Genomic DNA, 21,821 nt, shown 5'->3' with positions numbered 1-21,821 from the left:
AAACACGCCCCTTTCGTTGGCATTCCGGCGATTAATTAGCGAATGGGTTCGCTTTCTTACCGCTGGTGGCCGCTGCCGGAGTGGCATGGGCTGCTTGAGTTGATGCGGCCGCTGGCGTGGTGTTGTAGCCGTCAGCCCGGGCATCCTGCTCTGGTGTTTCTGGGGCAACGCTGTCCGCTGAAGTTGAAACTGGTTTGCCCAGCGTGTTGTTCAGCGCGATCAGATCCTGCTCGTTCAGAGTTCCCAACGCTGACTTGATATTCAGCTGGTTAATCAGGTAGTTGTAACGTGCACTGGAGAGCTGCTGCTTGGCGTTATACAGCGTGGTAGTGGCATCCAGCACGTCAACGATGGTACGGGTACCCACTGAGTAACCGGCTTCCATCGCATCCAGAGAGCTTTGTGCGGACACAACGGCCTGTTTGTATGCGTTGATGGTACTAATAGACGCATTCACGTTGTTAAAGGAAGAGCGCACGGTCTGTACGACGCTGCGGTGTGCGCTTTCCAGCTGCTCGCTGGCGCCAACAAAGTTGTACTGGGCCTGTTTAACCTGAGAGTTCACCTGGCCACCCTGGTACAGCGGCAGTGAGAAGCTCAGGCCAATCTGATTTTGCCCTTTGTAGCTGTTGTCATACGCCGAATTATTCGCGGTTTTTGAACCGTTATAGCTGGTGTTAGACACGCCACTGGATGCGTTCAGGCTCAGCGTCGGCAGGTGGCCGTCTTCAGCCAGGCGAATTTGTTCGCGCGCAAGGTCCTGGCTCAGGCGAGCCTGAAGCAGGCTAAGGTTGCGCTTTTCAGCTTCTTTCAGCAGGTTGTTGACCGCATCTGGCTTGTTGGTTTTGAAACCGTCAACGTTCAGAGAAGCCAGGTTCAGATAGTCGTTACCGGTGACCTGACGCAGGGATTCCACGGCGTTGTCCAGGTTATTACGGGCGGTAACTTCGTTTGCCAGCACGGTGTCGTACTGTGCGCGGGCGTTCTGCACGTCGGTAATGGCAACCAGACCAACGTTAAAACGCTGAGTGGTTTGATCCAACTGGCGATAGATGGCCTGTTTCTGTGCTTCAGTATAGGAAAGCGCATCAATCGCGCTCAGCACGTTAAAATAGGCTGTTGCCGTGTTCAGGATCAGCGACTGTTGATCGGTCTGGAAGCTGACATCCTGGATACCTGCCGTTTTCTCCTGCAGGCTCAAAGCGCGCCATTTAGACATATCAAAAATGGTTTGCGTCAGCTGTAAGGTCGCGCTTGTGGCGTTGGAATTAACACCATTCTGATCGCGGAAACCGTTGCCGTAGGTGTAATCTGCACCCAGACCCAGCTGTGGCAGTAATGGGCTGCGCGCTTCATTAATTTTTTCGAATGCGGCGTCACGGTCAGCAGCGGATTTACGCAGGTCCGGGTTGCTGGTGCGGGCCTGTTGATAAACCTGCAGCAGGTTTTCTGCCTGGCTCATGGCGCTGAAACCCGTTAGGCTCAGACCGATAAGAATGGGGAGCAGTTTCTTCATTTGCATTCCTTGTTGTGAAGCAGAATTATTTTGTTTAACGCCGACAGGAGTCAAATATGATCGCCGATTCTACAGATTCCGTCAGCCGGGCAGGTTGGCGTAAAGTGCCATCTACCTTAATTTTCACCAATCTACCACATCAAAATTGAAAGGGCAGTTACGCAGGGTTGAAATCGCCCGGCCAGCGCCCATTTGCCATCAGGACATCATCTATGAACAAGTCAGAAAAGCTAGCGGCTACTTTCGCCAAAAAGGATGTAGAAATTATTGCACGGGAAACGCTTTATCGTGGCTTTTTTTCACTCGATCTTTATCGTTTTCGCCATCGTTTGTTTAACGGCGAAATGAGTGGCGAAGTCAGGCGCGAAATTTTTGAGCGCGGTCACGCTGCGGTACTGCTACCCTATGACCCTGTGCGCGATGAAGTCGTCCTGATAGAGCAGATCCGTATCGCTGCCTGGGACACCAGTGAGACCCCATGGTTGTTGGAAATGATCGCCGGCATGATTGAAGAGGGCGAAAGCGTAGAAGATGTTGCGCGCCGTGAAGCCGTAGAAGAGGCAGACCTTGTAGTGGGCCGTACTAAACCGGTTCTGAGCTACTTAGCCAGTCCTGGTGGCACCAGTGAAAGACTGTCTATTTTAGTCGGCGAAGTGGATGCCACCAAGGCCAAAGGTATTCATGGCCTGGTGGAAGAAAACGAAGATATTCGTGTTCATGTGGTCAGCCGGGAGCAGGCTTACCAGTGTGTCGAAGAGGGGAGCATCGACAACGCGGCATCGGTCATCGCTTTGCAATGGCTGCAGCTGCATTATGAGCAACTAAGAAAAGAGTGGAATCACTGATTATGAAGCGCTATACCCCTGACTTCCCCGAAATGATGCGTTTGTGCGAAACCAACTTCGCGCAGCTGCGCCGCCTGCTGCCGAAAAATGATGCGGCGGGCGAAACGGTAACCTATCAGGTTAATAGCGCCAGATATCGTTTAACTATCTCAGAATCAACGCGTTATACAACCCTGGTGGAAATTGAGCAAACGCATCCCACGGTGAGTTACTGGAGTCTGCCGTCTATGTCGGTCAGGCTGTATCACGATGCAATGGTCGCGGAAGTGTGTTCAAGCCAGCAGATCTTTCGCTTCAAAGCACGTTATGATTATCCGAATAAAAAGTTGCATCAACGCGACGAAAAGCATCAAATTAACCAGTTTCTTGCTGATTGGCTGCGCTACTGTTTAGCGCATGGAGCAATGGCGGTTCCCGTGTATACCTAGTTTTTTAGGGACGAGGACGGCTAACGGCACAACGACCTGAATAATGGATGGTATTGATCCCGGAATGTTCCGAGCTGCCGCCTGGATATCAGCAGCTCAAGTGTGGTGGGTAGTAAGTGTGCGTGAAACCTAAGGACACCATTTGGAAAGCCTGTTAACCCTTCCTGTGGCCGATGGAGGCCGAATCAGGATATTGCAAATAACCGATACCCATTTGTTCGCTGGAAAGAACGAAACGCTGCTCGGTATTAACACCTGGAAGAGCTATCAGGCGGTACTGAACGCCATTCTCGCCGAACAGCGTGCCTGCGATTTACTGGTGGCAACCGGTGATTTGGCCCAGGATCACAGCGTGGAGGCTTATCAGCACTTTGCTGAAGGGATCTCCAGCATTTCTGCGCCCTGCGTTTGGCTGCCGGGTAACCACGATTTTCAGCCTGCGATGTTTAATGCGCTGCAGGAGGCCGGTATTTCCCCGGCCAAGCGCGTTTATATCGGCGAGCATTGGCAAATCTTGCTGCTGGACAGCCAGGTTTTTGGTGTCCCCCACGGTGAACTGAGCGACTATCAGCTTGAATGGCTTGAGCGACAGTTGGCTGCTGCTCCGGCGCGCCACACGTTACTTCTGCTCCATCATCATCCTCTTCCCGCCGGCTGTAGCTGGCTGGATCAGCATAGCCTGCGCAATGCGGCCGCACTGGATGCGGTGCTCAAGCCCTGGCCACAGGTGAAAACCCTGTTGTGTGGACATATCCATCAGGAACTGGATCTCGACTGGAACGGGCGTAGAATGCTGGCCACGCCTTCGACATGCGTCCAGTTCAAACCCCACTGCGCTAACTTTACGCTCGACACCATTGAGCCGGGGTGGCGCTGGCTAGAACTTTACCCTGACGGCAGCCTGACGACGGAAGTTTGCCGGCTGCAAAGCGGTAAATTTAGCCCTGACACGGCTTCTGAGGGTTATTAATGCCGGCATTACTTTATCTGCACGGGTTTAATAGCTCCCCGGCTTCTGCGAAGGCCACCCGCTTTAAGACGTGGCTGGCGCAGCATCATCCCGAAATAGAAATGATTGTGCCGCAGTTGCCGCCCTACCCGGCAGAGGCCTCCGAGCTGTTGGAGTCTCTGGTGCTTGAGCGCGGTGGTGAGCCGCTAGGCATTGTCGGCTCCTCGCTGGGTGGCTATTACGCGACCTGGCTTTCGCAATGTTTCACGCTGCCCGCGGTGGTCGTTAACCCCGCCGTTCGCCCCTTTGAGCTGCTGGTGGGTTACCTCGGTAAAAACGAGAACCCCTACACCGGGCAGCAATATGTGCTAGAGTCACGCCATATTTACGATCTGAAAGTCATGCAGATTGACCCGTTGGAAGCGCCAGACCTGATTTGGCTGCTGCAACAGACGGGCGATGAGGTGCTTGATTACCGCCAGGCCGTAGCCTACTACGCGCTCTGTCGCCAGACGGTGAAACCCGGTGGCAATCACGCCTTTACTGGCTTCGAAGATTATTTCACACAGATTGTCGACTTCCTCGGCTTACGCTGAGGCCTGACGGCCGATTTCCTGTTTCGCTATCTGAATGAATAAACCATGACGCAATCCTATAATGCCGATGATATAGAGGTACTCACCGGGCTTGAGCCAGTTCGCCGCCGCCCGGGGATGTACACCGACACCACTCGTCCTAACCATTTAGGGCAGGAAGTCATTGATAACAGCGTGGATGAGGCGCTGGCAGGTCACGCTAAGCGCGTGGATGTTATCCTTCACGCCGACCAGTCGCTGGAAGTCATTGATGACGGGCGAGGGATGCCTGTTGATATCCATTCCGAAGAGAAGGTGCCGGCCATTGAGCTGATCCTTTGCCGTTTGCATGCGGGCGGTAAATTCTCGAATAAAAACTACCAATTCTCCGGCGGCCTCCACGGCGTAGGGATCTCTGTGGTTAACGCCCTTTCCAAACGCGTTGAAGTGACCGTCCGCCGCGACGCTCAGGTATACAGCATCGCTTTTGAAAACGGCGAGAAGGTGCAGGATCTGGAAGTGATTGGCACCTGCGGTAAGCGAAATACCGGGACCAGCGTGCACTTCTGGCCGGATGAAAGCTTCTTCGACAGCCCGCGTTTTTCCGTGTCGCGCCTCAGCCACCTGCTGAAGGCGAAGGCGGTATTGTGCCCAGGCGTAGAAATTACCTTTACCGATAAGGTGAATAATACCGAGCAGCGCTGGTGCTATCAGGACGGCCTGAACGACTACCTGTGCGAAGCGGTGAATGGCCTGATTACCCTGCCGGAAGCGCCGTTTATCGGCAATTTTGCGGGTGATACCGAAGCCGTTGACTGGGCGCTGCTCTGGTTGCCGGAAGGTGGGGAATTGCTGACGGAAAGCTACGTAAACCTGATCCCAACCATGCAGGGCGGCACACACGTAAACGGCCTGCGTCAGGGGCTGCTCGATGCGATGCGTGAATTCTGTGAATATCGCAATATTCTGCCGCGCGGCGTGAAGCTCTCTGCGGAAGATATCTGGGAGCGCTGCGCCTACGTGCTGTCGGTCAAAATGCAGGATCCTCAGTTTGCTGGCCAGACGAAAGAGCGCCTCTCTTCACGGCAGTGCGCGGCCTTTGTTTCCGGCGTAGTGAAGGATGCTTTTAGTCTTTGGCTGAACCAGAACGTGCAGGCGGCAGAACAGCTGGCCGAGCTGGCAATTTCCAGCGCTCAGCGTCGGATGCGTGCCGCGAAGAAGGTCGTGCGTAAGAAGTTGACCAGCGGGCCTGCTCTGCCGGGTAAGCTGGCGGACTGTACCGCGCAGGATTTAAGCCGGACCGAACTTTTCCTGGTGGAAGGGGACTCGGCGGGCGGCTCTGCCAAGCAGGCTCGCGATCGCGAGTATCAGGCTATCATGCCGCTGAAAGGGAAAATCCTGAACACATGGGAAGTGTCTTCTGACGAAGTGCTGGCCTCGCAGGAAGTGCACGATATTTCTGTGGCGATCGGCATTGACCCCGACAGTGAAGATCTGAGCCAGCTGCGCTACGGCAAGGTTTGTATTCTTGCGGATGCGGACTCCGATGGTTTGCACATTGCCACGCTGCTGTGTGCGCTTTTTGTACGCCACTTCCGGGCGCTGGTGAAAGGCGGCCACGTTTATGTGGCGATGCCGCCGCTCTACCGCATCGATCTGGGGAAAGAAGTTTATTACGCGCTGGATGAAGAAGAAAAAGCGGGCGTGCTGGAACAGCTTAAGCGCAAGAAAGGCAAGCCAAACGTGCAGCGCTTTAAAGGCCTGGGCGAAATGAACCCGCTTCAGCTGCGCGAAACCACGCTTGATCCGAATACCCGCCGTCTTGTTCAGTTGACCATCAGTGATGAAGACGACCAGCGCACGCTGGCAACGATGGATATGCTGCTGGCCAAGAAACGCTCAGAAGACCGTCGTAACTGGCTGCAAGAAAAAGGTGATATGGCCGATATCGAGGGCTAAACGCTTTTCTCCGAAACGTAAAAGGGATGGCCTGAGCCATCCCTTTTTTGCATTCTTAGTCGCCGGGTTATTTAACCGCTTCTTCGAGAATGCGGATATGCACTTCCAGCACGTCGTCTTTCACGCGGGCGCTATGTTCTTTCATGTGCTTGGTCTGAAGATGGGCCTCCAGATGCGCAACGCTTTCCCATTTTTCCAGCATGAAGATAGAGTCCGGGGCGGTGGTCTGGAACGCGACCTGGGCGTTATGATCGACCAGCGGCGCGTAGCCGTGGCAGCCTTCTTCCTGCAGCACGGTTGGAATAATTTTCTCAAAGGCTGCAATTACCGCCTGGCGATGGTGTGCACCAGGACGCGTACGAATTTCTGCAATCACTGTCAGCATGACTAACTCCTTATGTTATCCGGCAAACAGTTAAGCAAAAATACCAGCCAGATGCTTGCGATATTCTGCTACATAATGTGGCACGTCAGGTGCTTTGATGACGTCATTAGCGATAAAGGTTGGCAGCCCTTCCATACCCAGGAATTGGTTCGCCTTGTGGAACGGAAGATAAACGCCATCTACGCCAACGCCATGGAAAAACTGATCTTTTTCGGTGAAGGCTTCTAAAGGTGCGTTCCACGTCAGGGACATCATGTAGGTTTTGCCCTGAATCAGGCCGCCAGAGCCATATTTTTTAGAGGCGTCTGAGCGGGTACGGCCGTCGCTGGCATACAGTGAACCATGACCTTCGGTGAACACATCGTCAATGTACTTTTTGACCGTCCACGGGGCGCCCATCCACCAGCCTGGCATCTGCCAGATGATGCTGTCTGCCCAAAGGAATTTCTCAACTTCCGCTTTAACGTCGTATTCGCTGTCTGCGCGGGTTACCTGAACATCATGCCCGAGGTCGCGCAAATAGCTTTCCGCGACTTCAGTCATGGTGTCATTAAGCTGGCCGTTGGAGTGGCCGAATTTTTTACCGCCGTTGATAATCAGGATATTGCTCATCGTTAGCCCTTAAATAATTACGTTTGCCAATCATTATAAAGAGGGCAGTACCATGAAAAAACGGCCAAAATGTGCAAAGACTTTTGCTATACCAGCAATAATCAGGCTGAGATCTATCCGTTCCAACGAATGCGAACCCTAAAACCGCCGCTTTCTGCGTTGTCAAAAGTAGCCTGCATACCGTGCAAGGTTGCAATCCGACTGACGATAGATAACCCCAGTCCGCTGCCGGTTTTTAGCTGCCCCGGCGGGCGAAAGAAGCGTTCACCTAAAGAGGCAAGATATTCAGTGTTTACGCCTGGCCCATTGTCGATAACCTCGAGATCATGTTCGTTTAGCATGACGTTCACAACGCTGCCTGCGGGGCTGTAGCGGACCGCGTTATCGAGGATGTTGCGTAGCATCAACCCCAGCAGAAGTGGCTGAGCACGCTGAATCACAGGTTTCTCCAGCATTTGCAGACGAATATCAATGTGTTCTCGCTGGGCGCCGTGCCAGGCTTCCATTACGCTTTCTTGAAGTAGCGTCTGTAGGGAGACGGCTTGCACATCATTAAGTTCGGCCAGAGAGTCCAGGCGGGAAAGCGTAAGCAGCTGTTCAACAAGACGGGAAGCGCGGTCGATTCCGTGATGCAGATGGTTCAGGGCTTGCTGTCTGACCTGAGCATCATCTTCGGCCAGTTGAGCCACCTCTGCCTGTACCTTCAGGGCTGCAAGCGGGGTACGGAGTTCGTGTGCGGCATCGGACGTAAAGCGCCTTTCACGCTGCATAAACGCTTCCGTGCGCTCAAAAAGCTGATTTAGCGCTTCCACCAGCGGCCTGACTTCCAGTGGAAGCGGCTGTGTTGCCAGCCTGCTGTTGTCGCCCGGAGGGCGGTGCTGTAGTTTTTGCGCGAGTTTACGCAGCGGTGCCAGTTCCGAGCCAACTAACCAAATCAGCAGCGCCAACATCAGTGGCAGCACGATTAGCCAGGGCGTGAGCTGAGCAGAAACGACATCCAGGGCCATATCGTCCCTGTAGTCCCACTCCTGACCGACCACGATGCGAAAACGCCCGTCAGGCGTTGTCAGCCACACCAGCCGCCATTGATCGTCGTCATCCTCAAGTTGCGCGTCAGCAAATCCGTCCCTGTGCCATGAATAGGTCAGGCCTTTACCGCTGTCGCCGTCATTGAGCACGAGCTTGCCCTCTGCGGTAAAAATGGCGAAGGCTAATGTGTCATCATCGAGCTTACCCCGATGTTTTTTCAGTATGTTTTTACTGCGCGGAAGCTGTGCCTCGGCGTTGTTTGCGGCATCGAAATCCAGCACGCTTAGCCGCTTAGCGAAAAGCAGTTGTTGCGTGTCGAAGAGCTTGTTGAGTGATTTTCGGGCTTCGTACCACGCGGCGGTACTGGCAAAGGCCGCGGCTGCAAGGGTAAGCACGATAAAGCCGACGGTCAGGCGCGTGCGTAGGCTTTTGGCCAATGTTCTTAGCATGTGTCACCCAACGTATAGCCGATGCCGTGAACGGTGCGAATGAAGCCGCTGCCCAGTTTTTTACGAAGATGGTGGATGTGAACTTCAAGGGCGTTGCGCGAGACTTCATCATCCCAGTTATAGATTTTTTCCTCGATCAGGGTGCGTGGCAGAACGCGCCCTGTGTTCCGCATCAGTAGCTCCAGAAGAGCGAATTCCTTAGGCTTTAGCTGCAGGGGCTCGCCATTGAGGGTGGCGGTGAGATTTGCCGGAGAAAGCACGACGTTACCGTGGGTCAGTTCAGGCTGCGCGTGACCGTGTGCCCGACGGATAAGTACCTGCAACCGAACCGCCACTTCGGTAAGCGCAAACGGCTTACAAAGATAGTCGTCCGCACCTAGTTGCAGCCCCTCAATGCGTTCGTCGATCGTGTCTCTGGCCGTCAGTATCAATACCGGCTCGCTGTAACCTTCTTTCCGCCACGTTCGCAGAATGTCCAGGCCATCCATGCCCGGGAGGCTGAGATCAAGCACTACGGCGTCGTAAGGTGCCTGGCCAAGTGCGGCTTGCCCCTGAGCCCCATCGCTAAACCAGTCAACCGCAAACCCCATCTTGATCAGTCCGGCCTTAATGCCGTCGCCAATCAGCGGGTCATCCTCAATAAGTAACAGGCGCATGGCGCACTCCTTGTGGCTGCCGTTAAGACGTGCAGTAAATACCCGAACTCTTTTCGTGTACAGAAGAAAAGCCTGTGCCTTCGGCAAGGGCCGCAAATACACAATAAAAAATAGTTTCAGCGCCGGGGATTAAGATCCCGCTAAGATTTGGGCGCTTTAATAGGGGTTAAGAAACGAAAGGAGAATAACATTATGAAAAAGACAGCCGTTTTATTCGCCATTATTGCTTTAACCTCAGCCCCTCTTTTTGCTGCGCAGACAGGCGGGTTTGTTGACCCTAATGCCTCTGTACAAACCCAGCCGGTACAGCAAGGCGGCTTCGTCGGGCCGACGGGAAGTAAAACCACGGTAAAACAGGCCAAAACCTTATCTGATGACACCTGGGTGACGCTGACCGGTAAAATAGAGCAGCGTATCGGTGGCGATGATTACATTTTCCGCGATGCAACCGACAGCATCAACGTAGACATCGACCATAAGCGCTGGAACGGCCAAACGGTCACCCCGCAGGACACCGTGGAAATTCAGGGCAAAGTGGACAAAGACTGGAACTCGATTGAAATCGACGTAAAGCAAATTAACAAACTGAAGTAACGCCTAAAATGCGGCTTGCCCATCTGGGCTGCCGCTTCGTATAAAGCTATTCATCGCTATGCCTCAACAGGCCAGATAAGGTACTATCGGCGGCAATTACGCCGATTGTGGCCACAATCGGTTCGTCAGTTTGAGGATGAATGAGCAATGAGTGATTTGACTCATGATGGTGCTGAGCGTCTTGCGCTGCACGAATTCACGGAAAATGCGTATCTCAACTATTCCATGTACGTCATCATGGACCGCGCCCTGCCGTTTATCGGCGACGGGCTTAAGCCGGTTCAGCGTCGAATTGTATATGCGATGTCTGAGCTGGGGCTAAATGCCAGCGCGAAATTCAAAAAATCTGCCCGTACCGTGGGTGATGTGCTGGGTAAATACCATCCGCACGGCGACAGCGCCTGCTATGAAGCGATGGTACTGATGGCGCAGCCGTTCTCTTACCGTTATCCGCTGGTAGACGGGCAGGGGAACTGGGGTGCGCCGGACGATCCTAAGTCCTTTGCGGCAATGCGTTACACCGAGTCTCGTCTGTCGAAGTACGCGGAGCTGCTGCTGAGCGAACTTGGGCAGGGCACGGTAGATTACATCCCGAACTTTGACGGAACGCTGCAGGAGCCCAAAATGCTGCCTGCGCGTTTGCCAAACATTCTGCTTAACGGCACCACCGGCATTGCGGTCGGGATGGCGACCGACATTCCTCCGCATAATTTGCGTGAAGTTGCCCAGGCCGCCATCACGCTGATTGACCAGCCAAAAACGACGCTGGACAGCCTGCTGGATATCGTTCACGGCCCGGACTATCCCACCGAGGCGGAGATCATTACGCCGCGTGAAGATATCCGCAAAATTTACCAGAACGGGCGCGGCTCCATCCGCATGCGTGCTGTGTGGCGGAAAGAAGACGGTGACGTTGTGATTACCGCTCTGCCGCACCAGGTATCTGGCGCTCGTGTGCTGGAGCAGATTGCCAGCCAGATGCGTGCTAAAAAGCTGCCGATGGTGGAAGACCTGCGCGACGAGTCGGATCATGAAAACCCGACCCGGCTGGTGATTGTGCCTCGCTCTAATCGCGTGGACGTTGAGCAGGTAATGAACCATCTGTTCGCCACAACCGATCTGGAAAAAAGCTACCGCGTTAACCTGAATATGATTGGCCTGGACGGTCGCCCGGCGGTGAAAAACCTGCTGGAGATCCTCAGCGAGTGGCTGGTTTACCGTCGTGACACGGTGCGCCGCCGCCTGAACTACCGTCTGGAAAAAGTGCTTAAACGCCTGCATATCCTTGAAGGTTTGCTGGTGGCGTTCCTCAACATTGACGAAGTGATCCACATCATTCGTAGTGAGGATGAGCCGAAGCCGGTGCTGATGTCTCGCTTTGATATCAGCGAAACTCAGGCCGAAGCGATCCTTGAGCTGAAGCTGCGTCACCTCGCCAAACTGGAAGAAATGAAGATCCGCGGCGAGCAGAATGAGCTGGAAAAAGAGCGCGATCAGCTGCAGGGCATTCTCGCTTCCGAGCGTAAAATGAACTCGCTGTTGAAAAAAGAGCTGCAGTCCGACGCCGATACCTACGGTGACGACCGTCGCTCTCCACTGCACGAGCGCGGCGAAGCGAAGGCGATGAGCGAGCATGACATGGTGCCGTCTGAACCGGTTACCATTGTGCTGTCGCAAATGGGCTGGGTGCGTAGCGCAAAAGGCCACGATATTGATGCGCCGGGCCTGAGTTACAAAGCCGGTGACAGCTACCTTGGCTCAGCCAAAGGTAAGAGTAATCAACCCGTGGCGTTCATCGATTCCACCGGTCGAAGCTATGCGCTGGATCCCATCACTCTGCCGTCAGCGCGTGGCCAGGGTGAACCTTTGACCGGCAAGTTGACCCCGCCGCCGGGCGCGACGGTAGACTATGTTCTTATGGCCGCAGACGATCAGAAGTTGCTGATGGCGTCTGATGCGGGCTATGGCTTCGTCTGTACCTTTAACGATGTCGTTTCACGTAACCGTGCTGGTAAGACGTTGATTTCCCTTCCGGATAACGCACGCGTTCTCCCTCCGCTGGAAATCCATAGCGCAGACGACATGCTATTGGCTATCACCGCTGCCGGGCGCATGCTGATGTTCCCGGTGAGTGACTTGCCGGAGCTGTCGAAAGGCAAGGGCAATAAAATAATCTCTATCCCGGCAGCCGAAGCGGCGAAAGGTGAAGATAAGCTGGCACATCTGTTTATCCTGCCGCCGCAAAGCACGCTGACGGTGCATGTCGGGAAGCGTAAAATTAAGCTGCGTCCTGAAGAACTGCAGAAAATTACCGGTGAGCGAGGTCGTCGTGGGACGCTGATGCGAGGTCTGCAGCGCATCGACCGCGTAGATGTCGATTCCCCTATGCGGGCTGGGGCTGGAGACAGCGAAGAATAATCCGGGGCACGGCGGCAACGTTGCCGCCGTCCGGTGTGTTTTACGCTAAAGCCGATATACTAATCAACGGCTTCGGCTCATGAGGTAGTTATGCTAGCGATTGTACGTTTTATTATTGTCGTTATTTACTGCATCCTGGTATGCATCTTTGGTTCAATTTATTGTCTGTTTAGCCCGCGTAATCCGCGTCATGTGGCAACCTTTGGGCACCTTTTCGGGCGTCTGGCGCCGGTATTTGGTCTTAAGGTTGAAACCCGCTTACCTGCCGGGGCAGAAAACCACCCCACCGCGATATACATCGGCAACCATCAGAACAACTACGATATGGTCACCGCCGCAAATATCGTGCAGCCGCCGACGGTCACGGTCGGGAAAAAAAGCCTGGTATGGATCCCGTTCTTTGGTCAGCTTTACTGGCTGACGGGCAACCTGTTGATTGACAGGGATAACCGTGCAAAGGCTCACGGTACTATCTCTCAGGTTGTAGAGCAGATTCGTAAGCGTAATGTTTCTATCTGGATGTTCCCGGAAGGGACCCGCAGCCGTGGTCGTGGCCTGCTGCCGTTTAAAACCGGCGCGTTTCATGCGGCGATTGCCGCCGGGGTGCCAATTATTCCGGTGTGCGTTTCCAATACCAGTAATAAAATTAAGCTAAACCGCTGGAACAACGGTTTAGTGATTGTCGAAATGCTGCCGCCTCTTGATACCAGCGCTTATGGAAAAGATCAGGTGCGTAAGCTGGCCACTGACTGTCGTGAACTGATGATGGCCAAAATCGACGAACTCAATCAAGAAGTTGCCGCGCGTGAAGCTGCCGGCAAAATTGAAAAGAATCAGGCGAGTTAAACCCCGCCTGTGGCGGTATGGTTTGTACCGCCTTTCGTTATTCAGTTTTACATGGAGCAATTATGTCACTCAGTCGGCGTCAGTTTATTCAGGCATCCGGAGTTGCGCTTTGTGCCGGCTCGGTGCCGCTGAGGGCAAACGCGGCAGGGCAGCAGCAACCTTTACCGGTCCCCCCTCTGCTTGAATCTCGCCGTGGCCAGCCGTTATTCCTGACGCTGCAGCGGGCTCACTGGTCATTCACCGGCGGCACGAAGGCGCCCGTTTGGGGCTTTAACGGGCGCTATATGGGGCCAACCATTCGCGTCTGGAGCGGGGATGACGTGAAGATGATTTACAGCAACCGTCTGCAGGAAAATGTTGCGATGACGATTGCTGGCCTTCAGGTGCCGGGTCCGCTGATTGGCGGGGCCGCGCGTATGATGTCACCCAACGTAGACTGGGCGCCTGTCTTACCTATTCGCCAGCGAGCCGCCACGCTGTGGTATCACGCCAATACGCCAAACCGCACTGCCAGGCAGGTTTACAACGGCCTGGCAGGAATGTGGTTGATTGAAGATGAGGTGAGTAAGTCTCTGCCGATCCCTAACCATTACGGCGTGGACGACTTCCCGATCATCATCCAGGACAAGCGGCTCGATAACTTCGGTGCACCAGAGTACCAGGAGCCGGGCAGCGGCGGTTTTGTTGGCGATACGCTGCTGGTGAATGGGGTGCAAAGCCCGTACGTTGAGGTTTCCCGAGGCTGGGTGCGTCTGCGTTTGTTGAACGCTTCAAACTCGCGGCGCTACCAGCTGCAAATGAGCGATGGTCGCTCTATCGCGGTGATTTCCAGCGATCAGGGGTTCCTGCCGGCACCGGTTTCGGTCAAGCAGCTGTCGCTGGCGCCAGGGGAGCGGCGGGAAATTCTTATCGACATGACCGAAGGCAAAGAGGTCTCGATTACCGCCGGTGAAGCGGCCGGGATCATGGATCGCATTCGTGGTTTCTTTGAACCGTCGAGTATTTTGATCTCCACGCTGGTGTTAACGCTGCGGCCTACCGGGCTGTTGCCGCTGGTGACCGACACGCTGCCAATGCGCCTGCTGCCGGAAGAGATTATTGGCGGTAACCCAACGCGCAGCCGTGAAATCACCCTCGGTGACGATCCGGGGATTAACGGCCAGCTGTGGGATATGAAGCGGATTGATATTCAGACTCAGCAGGGTACTTGGGAGCGCTGGACGGTGCGCGCGGACACCCCGCAGTCTTTCCATATTGAGGGTGTCAGTTTCCTGGTGCGCAACGTCAACGGCGCTTCCCCCTTCGGGGAAGACCGCGGCTGGAAGGATACCGTGTGGATCGACGGGCAGGTTGAGCTGCTGGTCTACTTTGGGCAGCCGTCCTGGGAGCATTTCCCATTCCTCTATTCCAGCCAGACGCTGGAGCTTGCCGATCGCGGTTCGATAGGCCAGCTATTGGTTCAGCCAGCGCCGTAGTTTTTACCCTCACCCTAACCCTCTCCCTACAAGGGAGAGGGGATAGCCCGACGATTAATTACGTTTTGTCCTGCTGCTCATTTCCTTATTGCTGCAAGGCGAGGGGATAGCCTGACCGATTCTCTCCCCCTCGCCCCTTTGGGGAGAGGGCCGGGGTGAGGGGCATAAAACTCCAGAATATCCCTTCAAAAAGCAGTCCTAATCGGCGTATAATCGCCGTCCTTTTGTTCATTTCTACCTCATCTTTTCGGAATTCCTATGAGCGTCAAAAGCCTGATCCAGCCGGATCGTGAACTCTTTTCGTGGCCACAATACTGGGCCGCCTGTTTTGGTCCGGCCCCGTTTTTACCCATGTCCCGTTCGGAGATGGATGAACTCGGCTGGGACAGCTGCGACATCATTCTGGTCACCGGCGATGCTTACGTTGACCACCCCAGCTTTGGGATGGCCATTTGTGGCCGCATGCTGGAGGCACAGGGCTTCCGGGTGGGTATTATTTCCCAGCCGGACTGGTCTTCTAAGCAGGACTTTATGCGCCTCGGCAAGCCGAACTTGTTCTTCGGTGTGACCGCCGGGAACATGGACTCGATGATTAATCGCTATACGGCAGACCGTAAACTGCGCCACGATGACGCCTACACGCCGGATAATGTCGCCGGCAAGCGCCCCGATCGTGCTTCTCTGGTCTATACCCAGCGCTGTAAAGAGGCGTGGCGTGATGTGCCGGTGATCCTCGGCGGCATTGAGGCCAGCTTGCGCCGTACCGCGCATTATGACTACTGGTCGGATACCGTGCGCCGCTCGATTCTGGTGGACGCTAAAGCGGATATGCTGATTTTCGGCAATGGCGAGCGCCCGCTGGTGGAAGTGGCACATCGTCTGGCGAATGGAGAAGGGATCGCTGACATTTGCGACGTGCGTAATACCGCCATCATGCGCAAAGAGGCGATGCCCGGCTGGGCAGGCGTAGACTCCACCCGGCTGGATACGCCAGGAAAAATCGATCCTATTCCGCATCCTTACGGGGACGATCTCCCCTGCGCCGACGGCAATCAACCGAAAGATCAAAAGGTGAGTGAAGCTAAAAGCGTTACCGTGCAGCCGCCGCGGCCTAAGCCATGGGAGAAGACTTATGTTCTGCTGCCGTCTTTTGAGAAGGTGAAGGCCGATAAGGTGATGTATGCCCACGCTTCGCGGATCCTGCACCATGAAACCAACCCCGGCTGCGCGCGGGCGCTGATGCAAAAGCACGGCGATCGCTATATCTGGATCAACCCGCCGGCTATTCCGCTTTCTACCGAAGAGATGGACAGCGTGTTTGCGCTCCCTTACCAGCGTGTGCCTCATCCTTCCTACGGCAAGGCCCGCATTCCGGCCTATGAGATGATCCGCTTCTCGGTGAATATTATGCGAGGCTGTTTTGGCGGCTGCTCTTTCTGCTCTATCACCGAACACGAAGGCCGCATTATTCAGAGCCGTTCAGAGGACTCAATCATCAGCGAGATTGAAGCCATGCGCGACAGCGTGCCGGGTTTTACCGGCGTGGTATCCGATCTCGGTGGGCCAACGGCCAATATGTATATGCTGCGCTGTAAATCGCCGCGCGCCGAGCAAACCTGCCGCCGCCTGTCGTGCGTTTACCCGGAAATTTGCCAGCATATGGACACTAACCATCAGCCGACCATCGATCTCTATCGTCGTGCGCGCGATCTTCAGGGGGTGAAAAAGATCTTAATCGCCTCTGGCGTACGTTACGATCTGGCGGTGGCCGATCCGCGCTATATCAAAGAGCTGGCTACTCATCACGTAGGCGGTTACCTGAAAATTGCCCCGGAACATACCGAAGAAGGGCCGCTGTCGAAGATGATGAAACCGGGGATGGGCAGCTATCACCGCTTTAAAGAGCTGTTTGATACCTATTCGAAGCAAGCTGGCAAAGAGCAGTATCTGATCCCATACTTTATCTCCGCGCATCCGGGGACGCGTGATGAGGATATGGTGAATCTTGCCCTGTGGCTGAAGCAGCACCGATTCCGCCTCGATCAGGTACAGAACTTCTATCCGTCGCCGCTGGCTAACTCCACCACCATGTATTACACCGGCAAAAATCCGTTGAGCAAGGTGAGCTATAAAAGCGAGGACATCGTCGTGCCTCGCGGTGACCGCCAGCGCCGTCTCCATAAGGCTCTGCTGCGCTATCACGATCCGGCTAACTGGCCGCTGATTCGCGAGGCGCTGGAGGCTATGGGTAAAAAACACTTAATCGGCGGCAGACGTGAATGCCTGGTGCCTTCCCCGACCCTTGAGGAGATGCGTGAAGCCCGCAGGAATGCGCGTCACGCCCGCCCGGCGCTGACGAAGCATACCCCGCTTGCGCACCAGCGCCGTCCGGCAGCAGCAGGAAAGAGGAAGCCGCATGTGAAGTAACGGCGTGCCTTCATGCCGCTGTCATTTTTTTCTGCGACAAAGAGAAGTGGGAATCCCTGTCCGCCGGGTCCGGTGTTAAGCTGCCCGGCGGCCTCTTTGCTGAAATGAGAAATGAACATGTCTAACCCGCTGTACGTTTTTGACCTCGACCACACCCTGATAGACGCCGATTGCAGCACCCTCTGGAGCCGCTTTCTTTCCCGCGAAGGGCTGATAAAAGATCCTGATTATCTTGCCAAAGAGCACAAGCTGATGCTCGACTATCAGCGTGGTGAAATGAACATTCACGAATACGTTGGCGTGACGCTGGCCCCGCTGGCAGGTATGACAATTCCCGATGTTGATACGCTGGTGGCCCGCTGTGTAGAAACTGATGTTCTGCCGCTGGTTTACCCTGAGGCGAAGCGCCTGATTGCGCAATTACGCGCCCAGGGTCAGCAGATGATGATTATCTCTGCGTCCGTTAGTCTGCTGGTGAAGGCCATTGCGCCACGGCTGGGCATTGAACACGCCATCGGTATCGACCTGGTGACGGGTAATAATGCCTACACCAGCGTGATAAGCGGCGTACCGAGCTATCAGGCAGGTAAAATCACCCGTCTGAAGGACTGGTTACAGGTGAACCCGGAGTACAGCGGGGAACTGACGTTTTATACCGACTCTATCAATGACTTACCGCTTTGCCTTGAGGCCGACAGAGTGCTGATGGTGAACCCTTGCCAGAAGCTTGCCGCTCAGGGCGCGCGCTACGGCTGGCAAACGCTGAGCTGGTCTTTATAGCGGAACCGGGGCATGGAGAAAACCGTGCCCCGGATCAGAGGTTATTGCGGAGAATACAGCGGCACCGGTTTCCCGGTGATATAGCGGCGGCGAAGCCAGGCAGAAATAGTATCCATCGCCATCACCACGCAGACCAGGATCAAAGTAATAAACATCACTACATCCCAGTTCCACAGCCGCATGTTTTCTGCATACACCAGGCCCACGCCGCCGGCCCCGACAAAGCCCAGCACCGCCGCCGAGCGGGTGTTAGATTCAATCTGATACAGGCTGAGGGAGAGAAATGTCGGGAAAGATTGGGTGAAAATCCCGAAGCGGTGCTTCTGAATTCCCGCCGCACCCACGGCGGTTAATCCCCGACTCGGAGAGCGCTCTACCGCTTCGTGCCCCTCGGCATACAGCCTGCCCAGTAAGCCGGTATCCTGCATGATAATTGCCAGCACGCCTGCCAGCGGGCCAAGCCCCACGGCACGCACAAATATCAGCCCCCAAATCGCCATATCAATGCCGCGCAGCAGGTCAAACAGGCGGCGCACCAGCAGCGCAATGATTCTTGCCACCGGGCCCTGCATAATATTGCGGGCGGCAAAGAACGACAGCAGCAGCGCCAGCACCGTGGCGGTGAGCGTCCCGGCAAAAACAATGGCGAGCGTAATGGCGATTTGCGAGAAGTAATAGGCGAACGGCCAGTTAACAAAGTCATGCCAGACAAACATGCGCAGGAAATAGCGCCCAAGCTGAGTCATGCCGGCAAGGATTTGCCCGGAGTCGATGCCGAAAGTGAAGAAGAACCAAACGTAGTAGCCGAGAATGGCTACGGCCAGAAGCCCGATGTGGCGCAAATAGCGCCCCTGCATCCGATAAAGTTCACGGTGCTGCTCACGGCTTTTAGCGATATCCGGTGTTGCCTGTGAAATACTCATTTTTTCCCCTCCAGAACCCAGCGGCGCAGCCTGCCGGACAGGACATCGAGGATAGAAACCACCACAATAATCAGCAGCAGGGTGATGCTGACCTGATCGTAGCGATCGAGTTTAATGTTGGTCATCAGCTCCTGGCCGATCCCGCCTGCGCCAACGAGGCCGAGAATGGTGGAGGAGCGGAAGTTAATCTCAAAGCGCATAAAGCTGTAGGACAGGAAGATAGGTTTCACCTGTGGCCACAGGGCGAAGCGCACGCGCTGAAGTGGTGTGGCACCGCAGGCCACCAGGCCGCGCACAGGTTTGTCGGACGCGCTTTCGATAGCTTCATAAAACAGCTTGGTCAGGCTGCCGATAGTATGTAGCGCAAGCGCCAGAAACCCCGGAATAGCCCCGATCCCGAAGGCCATCACGAACATAACCGCCCACGCCAGTTCTGGCATGGTTCTCAGGAAAGCGACCGAGGCGCGAACGCCGAAGCGCACAACGGGCGGCGTCCAGGTATTGCCGGCGGCGAGAAACGCCAGTACGGCTGCAATACAGGTCGAAACCAACGTCGAAGCCAGCGCCAGCTGCAGAGTTTCCCAAATCAGCGGGAGCTGGATAGGCAGGCGATATCCCCAATAGGCCAGCGAACCTTTGGTATGAACGTCGGCCAGCAGAACCGGGAGGTGCAGCGTCGGCAGGGTTTCAAACATGTAGTCGAGGAAGTTGGGCAGCGATTGCCAGATGGTGGTCAGGCTGAACTCAGCGATATGACCGGCGGTAAGATACAGGCCTACCAGCAGCAAGGACCAAATCAGCGTGTCGCGCTTTTGGCGCATTCTGACCTGGTGATAGTAACGTTCAAATTCCGTATTCAACATCATCACTTATTATCCGGTTTGTTTCCGGTGACGGGTTGCCCCGTCCTGATAAAAAAGCACCCAGGCAGCCTGCCAGGGTGCGATTTTTTATGCGGCGTGCAGCAATTAGCGAGCGCTAACCAGCTCACGCTTCATGTCGATGATCTGCTGGAAGTCAGCCACCGAAGCCGGGCCGATGTGCTGGGTGCCGCCCATCGCCTTCACGAAGCAGCCGTGATCTTCTTTATCCAGTTTTTTCACCGCATCAACCACTTTGGCCTTAAAGTCAGCTGGCAGCTTGTTGCTGACCAGGATCGGGCCGTTCGGGATCAGTGGCGAAGTCCAGATGATGCGGATCTGCTTCATCAGGTCAGGATGATCCATGCGGATCAGGCGGTTGAACGCCCCGGCGGTGTAACCGTCGTTATAGTCGCCAACCATTGAAGCCCAGGTCACCGCGCCAGCAAACTGGCCGTTCAGCACGCCCAGGATGTCCTGTTCGTGGCCACCGGAGAAGGTAATGCTGGAGAAGAAGTTGTTGTACTTGTTATCCGCGTTGCCGCCGAGTTTCTGTTTGAACTCGTGGTTAGGGATCAGGTAGCCAGAGGTGGAGTCTGGATCTGCGAAGCCGAAGGATTTCCCTTTCAGATCTTCGATGGTTTTGTACGGGCTGTCGGCTTTCACGATCACCACAGAGCGGTAGCCGCGGGACTGATCTTTATCGTCAACCGCGATGCCAACGATATCCACCGCTTTCGGGTCGTTCATGTACACCGAAGCGTAGGAAGAAGGGGACATGCTCAGCACCAGGTCGACTTTACCGCCGATCAGGCCCTGAATAACGCCAGAGTAGTCAGAAGAGTTACGCAGTTTAGTGTCGACATTCAGTTCTTTATCCATGAACTGCTTCACACACTGGTTATCACCAATTTGCTGGGTCGCATTCTGCCCGCCGAGGATCCCGAGGTTCAGTTCGCGCGGCTGGTCAGCAGCCATAGCGTGGCCTGCAATCACAAGGCCAGTAATCACTGCAGATAAACGTAATGCGCCAGTCAGTTGCTTTTTCATTATCATTGCCTGTGTTGTATCAATTGGAGAGAGAATTAATGCACTTGATTGATTTCATCGCCGTACAAAAGATGCAGCACGTCGTCCGTTAACATCGACGGATGACCGTCAAACACGATATTTCCTTTTGCAACCCCGATAACGCGGGTGCAGTACTCCTTCACCAGTTCGATGGAATGCAGGTTCACCATCACGCTGATGCCTTGCTCACACACTTCACGCAGCACTTTCATGATGCGTTGGGTATTTTTCGGGTCGAGGGAGGCTACCGGCTCATCGGCCAGCAGAATGCTTGGGTTTTGCATCAGCGCGCGGCAAATGGCTACGCGCTGCATCTGGCCGCCGGATAGGTTCTCGGCGCGCTGCAGGGCATGGGGCAACATGTTCATCCACTCCAGAAGTGAAATCGCGCGGGCGCGGTCTGACTCAGAGAAGACTTTAAACAGGGATTTCAGCGTGGAGGTCTGGCTCAGACGCCCCAGCAGCACGTTAGTCAGCACGTCCAGTCTGGGGACCAGGCAGAAGTCCTGGAAGATCATGCCGCATTCGGTGCGCCACTGGTTCAGAGCGCGACCGCTGAGTTTAGACACATCGTGCGGCATCCCGACTTCCGGAAAGCTGAGGATCTCGCCCGACGTGGCAGAATGCGTACCGTTAAGGATATGCAGCAGCGTGGATTTGCCCGCGCCTGAACGGCCAATCACGCCCACCAACTCACCGGCATGCAGGTCGAAGTTGATGTCGTGCAGCACGGTCTGGTGCGAGTTATAGGCCTTACTCAGGCTCTTAACGCTCAAGACTTTTCGTCCCGGAGCTGACGCAAACTGCGGCAACGACTCCAGGTCAGAGTTGGTAACTACGGCATGGGATCTGTTCATAACCATTCCAAATGAGTTAGCGAAGCTGGCCCTATTTATAGTGGTGTTGTGTGACTTTTTGATTACGGATAAAAGAACAAATAATGAACGCCGAGAAAATTCACTCGGCGATCATACTGATGTGTTACACGTAGAAACCGCTGGGGCGGGGGATGTGCAGGAAATAA

The 21,821-nt window shown here is 54.9% G+C and carries 20 protein-coding genes; 11 read left to right on the top strand and 9 right to left on the bottom strand.

The annotated features are described in order from the left end of the window. Positions 1-31: 31 nt before the first annotated feature. Complete coding sequence (locus VW41_20445) at positions 32-1,516, bottom strand: membrane protein (GenBank protein AJZ91220.1); 1,485 nt, start codon at positions 1,514-1,516, stop codon at positions 32-34. Between the two features lie 212 nt (positions 1,517-1,728). Between VW41_20445 and nudF the strand changes: the two genes are divergently transcribed. The 5 genes from nudF (at position 1,729) to VW41_20420 (ending at position 6,272) form a co-directional block, all read left to right on the top strand. After that, on the top strand, positions 1,729-2,361 hold the full coding sequence (nudF, locus tag VW41_20440) for an ADP-ribose pyrophosphatase (GenBank protein AJZ91219.1): 633 nt from the start codon (positions 1,729-1,731) through the stop codon (positions 2,359-2,361). 2 nt (positions 2,362-2,363) lie between these two features. Next, complete coding sequence (locus VW41_20435) at positions 2,364-2,789, top strand: dehydrogenase (GenBank protein AJZ91218.1); 426 nt, start codon at positions 2,364-2,366, stop codon at positions 2,787-2,789. 142 nt (positions 2,790-2,931) lie between these two features. Next, positions 2,932-3,759: a diguanylate phosphodiesterase gene (locus VW41_20430; GenBank protein AJZ91217.1), complete on the top strand. Its 828-nt coding sequence runs from the start codon at positions 2,932-2,934 to the stop codon at positions 3,757-3,759. After that, positions 3,759-4,334, top strand: coding sequence for an esterase (locus VW41_20425; GenBank protein AJZ91216.1), 576 nt, complete (start codon positions 3,759-3,761; stop codon positions 4,332-4,334). The genes VW41_20430 and VW41_20425 overlap by 1 nt, the downstream gene beginning before the upstream one ends. Positions 4,335-4,379: 45 nt before the next feature. Continuing rightward, complete coding sequence (locus VW41_20420) at positions 4,380-6,272, top strand: DNA topoisomerase IV subunit B (protein AJZ91215.1); 1,893 nt, start codon at positions 4,380-4,382, stop codon at positions 6,270-6,272. 67 nt (positions 6,273-6,339) lie between these two features. Here the strand turns inward: VW41_20420 and VW41_20415 are convergent, their stop codons facing one another. From VW41_20415 to VW41_20400, 4 genes are all read right to left on the bottom strand, one after another. After that, a complete protein-coding gene (locus VW41_20415; GenBank protein AJZ91214.1) occupies positions 6,340-6,657 on the bottom strand; it encodes a quinol monooxygenase in 318 nt (105 codons plus the stop codon). Positions 6,658-6,687: 30 nt separating this feature from the next. Next, the gene (locus VW41_20410) at positions 6,688-7,269 is read right to left on the bottom strand and encodes an NADPH quinone reductase MdaB (protein AJZ91213.1); all 582 of its coding nucleotides are present in this window, start codon (positions 7,267-7,269) and stop codon (positions 6,688-6,690) included. Positions 7,270-7,382: 113 nt separating this feature from the next. Then, entirely contained in the window at positions 7,383-8,747 is a 1,365-nt protein-coding gene (locus VW41_20405; GenBank protein AJZ91212.1) for a sensor protein QseC, read from the bottom strand. Then, positions 8,741-9,403 (bottom strand): transcriptional regulator, encoded by a 663-nt coding sequence (locus tag VW41_20400; protein ID AJZ91211.1) that lies wholly within the window; start codon positions 9,401-9,403, stop codon positions 8,741-8,743. Before VW41_20400 ends, VW41_20405 begins: the two co-directional genes overlap by 7 nt. A gap of 192 nt (positions 9,404-9,595) precedes the next feature. On the opposite strand from VW41_20400, the gene VW41_20395 reads away from it, so the two are divergent. From VW41_20395 to VW41_20370, 6 genes are all read left to right on the top strand, one after another. Further along, positions 9,596-9,997 carry a hypothetical protein gene (locus tag VW41_20395; GenBank protein ID AJZ91210.1) on the top strand — a complete coding sequence of 134 codons (402 nt, stop codon included), beginning with the start codon at positions 9,596-9,598 and terminating at the stop codon, positions 9,995-9,997. A gap of 147 nt (positions 9,998-10,144) precedes the next feature. Continuing rightward, positions 10,145-12,415 (top strand): DNA topoisomerase IV subunit A, encoded by a 2,271-nt coding sequence (locus VW41_20390; protein ID AJZ91209.1) that lies wholly within the window; start codon positions 10,145-10,147, stop codon positions 12,413-12,415. A 90-nt stretch (positions 12,416-12,505) separates the two neighbouring features. Continuing rightward, the gene (locus VW41_20385; GenBank protein AJZ91208.1) at positions 12,506-13,261 is read left to right on the top strand and encodes an acyl-phosphate glycerol 3-phosphate acyltransferase; all 756 of its coding nucleotides are present in this window, start codon (positions 12,506-12,508) and stop codon (positions 13,259-13,261) included. A gap of 62 nt (positions 13,262-13,323) precedes the next feature. After that, on the top strand, positions 13,324-14,736 hold the full coding sequence (locus tag VW41_20380; protein AJZ91207.1) for a cell division protein FtsI: 1,413 nt from the start codon (positions 13,324-13,326) through the stop codon (positions 14,734-14,736). Between the two features lie 258 nt (positions 14,737-14,994). Then, a complete protein-coding gene (locus VW41_20375; GenBank protein AJZ91206.1) occupies positions 14,995-17,163 on the top strand; it encodes a hypothetical protein in 2,169 nt (722 codons plus the stop codon). Between the two features lie 117 nt (positions 17,164-17,280). Continuing rightward, positions 17,281-17,943 (top strand): HAD family hydrolase, encoded by a 663-nt coding sequence (locus VW41_20370; GenBank protein ID AJZ92032.1) that lies wholly within the window; start codon positions 17,281-17,283, stop codon positions 17,941-17,943. 41 nt (positions 17,944-17,984) lie between these two features. Here the strand turns inward: VW41_20370 and VW41_20365 are convergent, their stop codons facing one another. The 4 genes from VW41_20365 to VW41_20350 form a co-directional block, all read right to left on the bottom strand. Next, the gene (locus tag VW41_20365; protein ID AJZ91205.1) at positions 17,985-18,866 is read right to left on the bottom strand and encodes a phosphonate ABC transporter permease; all 882 of its coding nucleotides are present in this window, start codon (positions 18,864-18,866) and stop codon (positions 17,985-17,987) included. Next, on the bottom strand, positions 18,863-19,732 hold the full coding sequence (locus VW41_20360; protein AJZ91204.1) for a phosphonate ABC transporter permease: 870 nt from the start codon (positions 19,730-19,732) through the stop codon (positions 18,863-18,865). Before VW41_20360 ends, VW41_20365 begins: the two co-directional genes overlap by 4 nt. A gap of 102 nt (positions 19,733-19,834) precedes the next feature. Next, on the bottom strand, positions 19,835-20,776 hold the full coding sequence (locus tag VW41_20355; GenBank protein ID AJZ91203.1) for a phosphonate ABC transporter substrate-binding protein: 942 nt from the start codon (positions 20,774-20,776) through the stop codon (positions 19,835-19,837). A 35-nt stretch (positions 20,777-20,811) separates the two neighbouring features. After that, positions 20,812-21,654, bottom strand: coding sequence for a phosphonate ABC transporter ATP-binding protein (locus VW41_20350; GenBank protein AJZ91202.1), 843 nt, complete (start codon positions 21,652-21,654; stop codon positions 20,812-20,814). Positions 21,655-21,821 lie beyond the last annotated feature (167 nt).

It is taken from the genome of Klebsiella michiganensis, from assembly GCA_000963575.1.
GTDB lineage: Bacteria > Pseudomonadota > Gammaproteobacteria > Enterobacterales > Enterobacteriaceae > Cedecea > Cedecea michiganensis_A.
This window is presented reverse-complemented; position numbering and strand designations above follow the sequence as displayed.

Excerpts from the sequence above, each read along its gene's own strand:
- VW41_20445 (AJZ91220.1), bottom strand. The coding sequence starts at position 1,516 with ATGAAGAAACTGCTCCCCATTCTTATCGGTCTGAGCCTAACGGGTTTC.
- nudF (AJZ91219.1), top strand. The coding sequence starts at position 1,729 with ATGAACAAGTCAGAAAAGCTAGCGGCTACTTTCGCCAAAAAGGATGTA.
- VW41_20435 (AJZ91218.1), top strand. The coding sequence starts at position 2,364 with ATGAAGCGCTATACCCCTGACTTCCCCGAAATGATGCGTTTGTGCGAA.
- VW41_20425 (AJZ91216.1), top strand. The coding sequence starts at position 3,759 with ATGCCGGCATTACTTTATCTGCACGGGTTTAATAGCTCCCCGGCTTCT.
- VW41_20420 (AJZ91215.1), top strand. The coding sequence starts at position 4,380 with ATGACGCAATCCTATAATGCCGATGATATAGAGGTACTCACCGGGCTT.
- VW41_20415 (AJZ91214.1), bottom strand. The coding sequence starts at position 6,657 with ATGCTGACAGTGATTGCAGAAATTCGTACGCGTCCTGGTGCACACCAT.
- VW41_20410 (AJZ91213.1), bottom strand. The coding sequence starts at position 7,269 with ATGAGCAATATCCTGATTATCAACGGCGGTAAAAAATTCGGCCACTCC.
- VW41_20405 (AJZ91212.1), bottom strand. The coding sequence starts at position 8,747 with ATGCTAAGAACATTGGCCAAAAGCCTACGCACGCGCCTGACCGTCGGC.
- VW41_20400 (AJZ91211.1), bottom strand. The coding sequence starts at position 9,403 with ATGCGCCTGTTACTTATTGAGGATGACCCGCTGATTGGCGACGGCATT.
- VW41_20395 (AJZ91210.1), top strand. The coding sequence starts at position 9,596 with ATGAAAAAGACAGCCGTTTTATTCGCCATTATTGCTTTAACCTCAGCC.
- VW41_20390 (AJZ91209.1), top strand. The coding sequence starts at position 10,145 with ATGAGTGATTTGACTCATGATGGTGCTGAGCGTCTTGCGCTGCACGAA.
- VW41_20385 (AJZ91208.1), top strand. The coding sequence starts at position 12,506 with ATGCTAGCGATTGTACGTTTTATTATTGTCGTTATTTACTGCATCCTG.
- VW41_20380 (AJZ91207.1), top strand. The coding sequence starts at position 13,324 with ATGTCACTCAGTCGGCGTCAGTTTATTCAGGCATCCGGAGTTGCGCTT.
- VW41_20375 (AJZ91206.1), top strand. The coding sequence starts at position 14,995 with ATGAGCGTCAAAAGCCTGATCCAGCCGGATCGTGAACTCTTTTCGTGG.
- VW41_20370 (AJZ92032.1), top strand. The coding sequence starts at position 17,281 with ATGTCTAACCCGCTGTACGTTTTTGACCTCGACCACACCCTGATAGAC.
- VW41_20365 (AJZ91205.1), bottom strand. The coding sequence starts at position 18,866 with ATGAGTATTTCACAGGCAACACCGGATATCGCTAAAAGCCGTGAGCAG.
- VW41_20360 (AJZ91204.1), bottom strand. The coding sequence starts at position 19,732 with ATGATGTTGAATACGGAATTTGAACGTTACTATCACCAGGTCAGAATG.
- VW41_20355 (AJZ91203.1), bottom strand. The coding sequence starts at position 20,776 with ATGAAAAAGCAACTGACTGGCGCATTACGTTTATCTGCAGTGATTACT.
- VW41_20350 (AJZ91202.1), bottom strand. The coding sequence starts at position 21,654 with ATGAACAGATCCCATGCCGTAGTTACCAACTCTGACCTGGAGTCGTTG.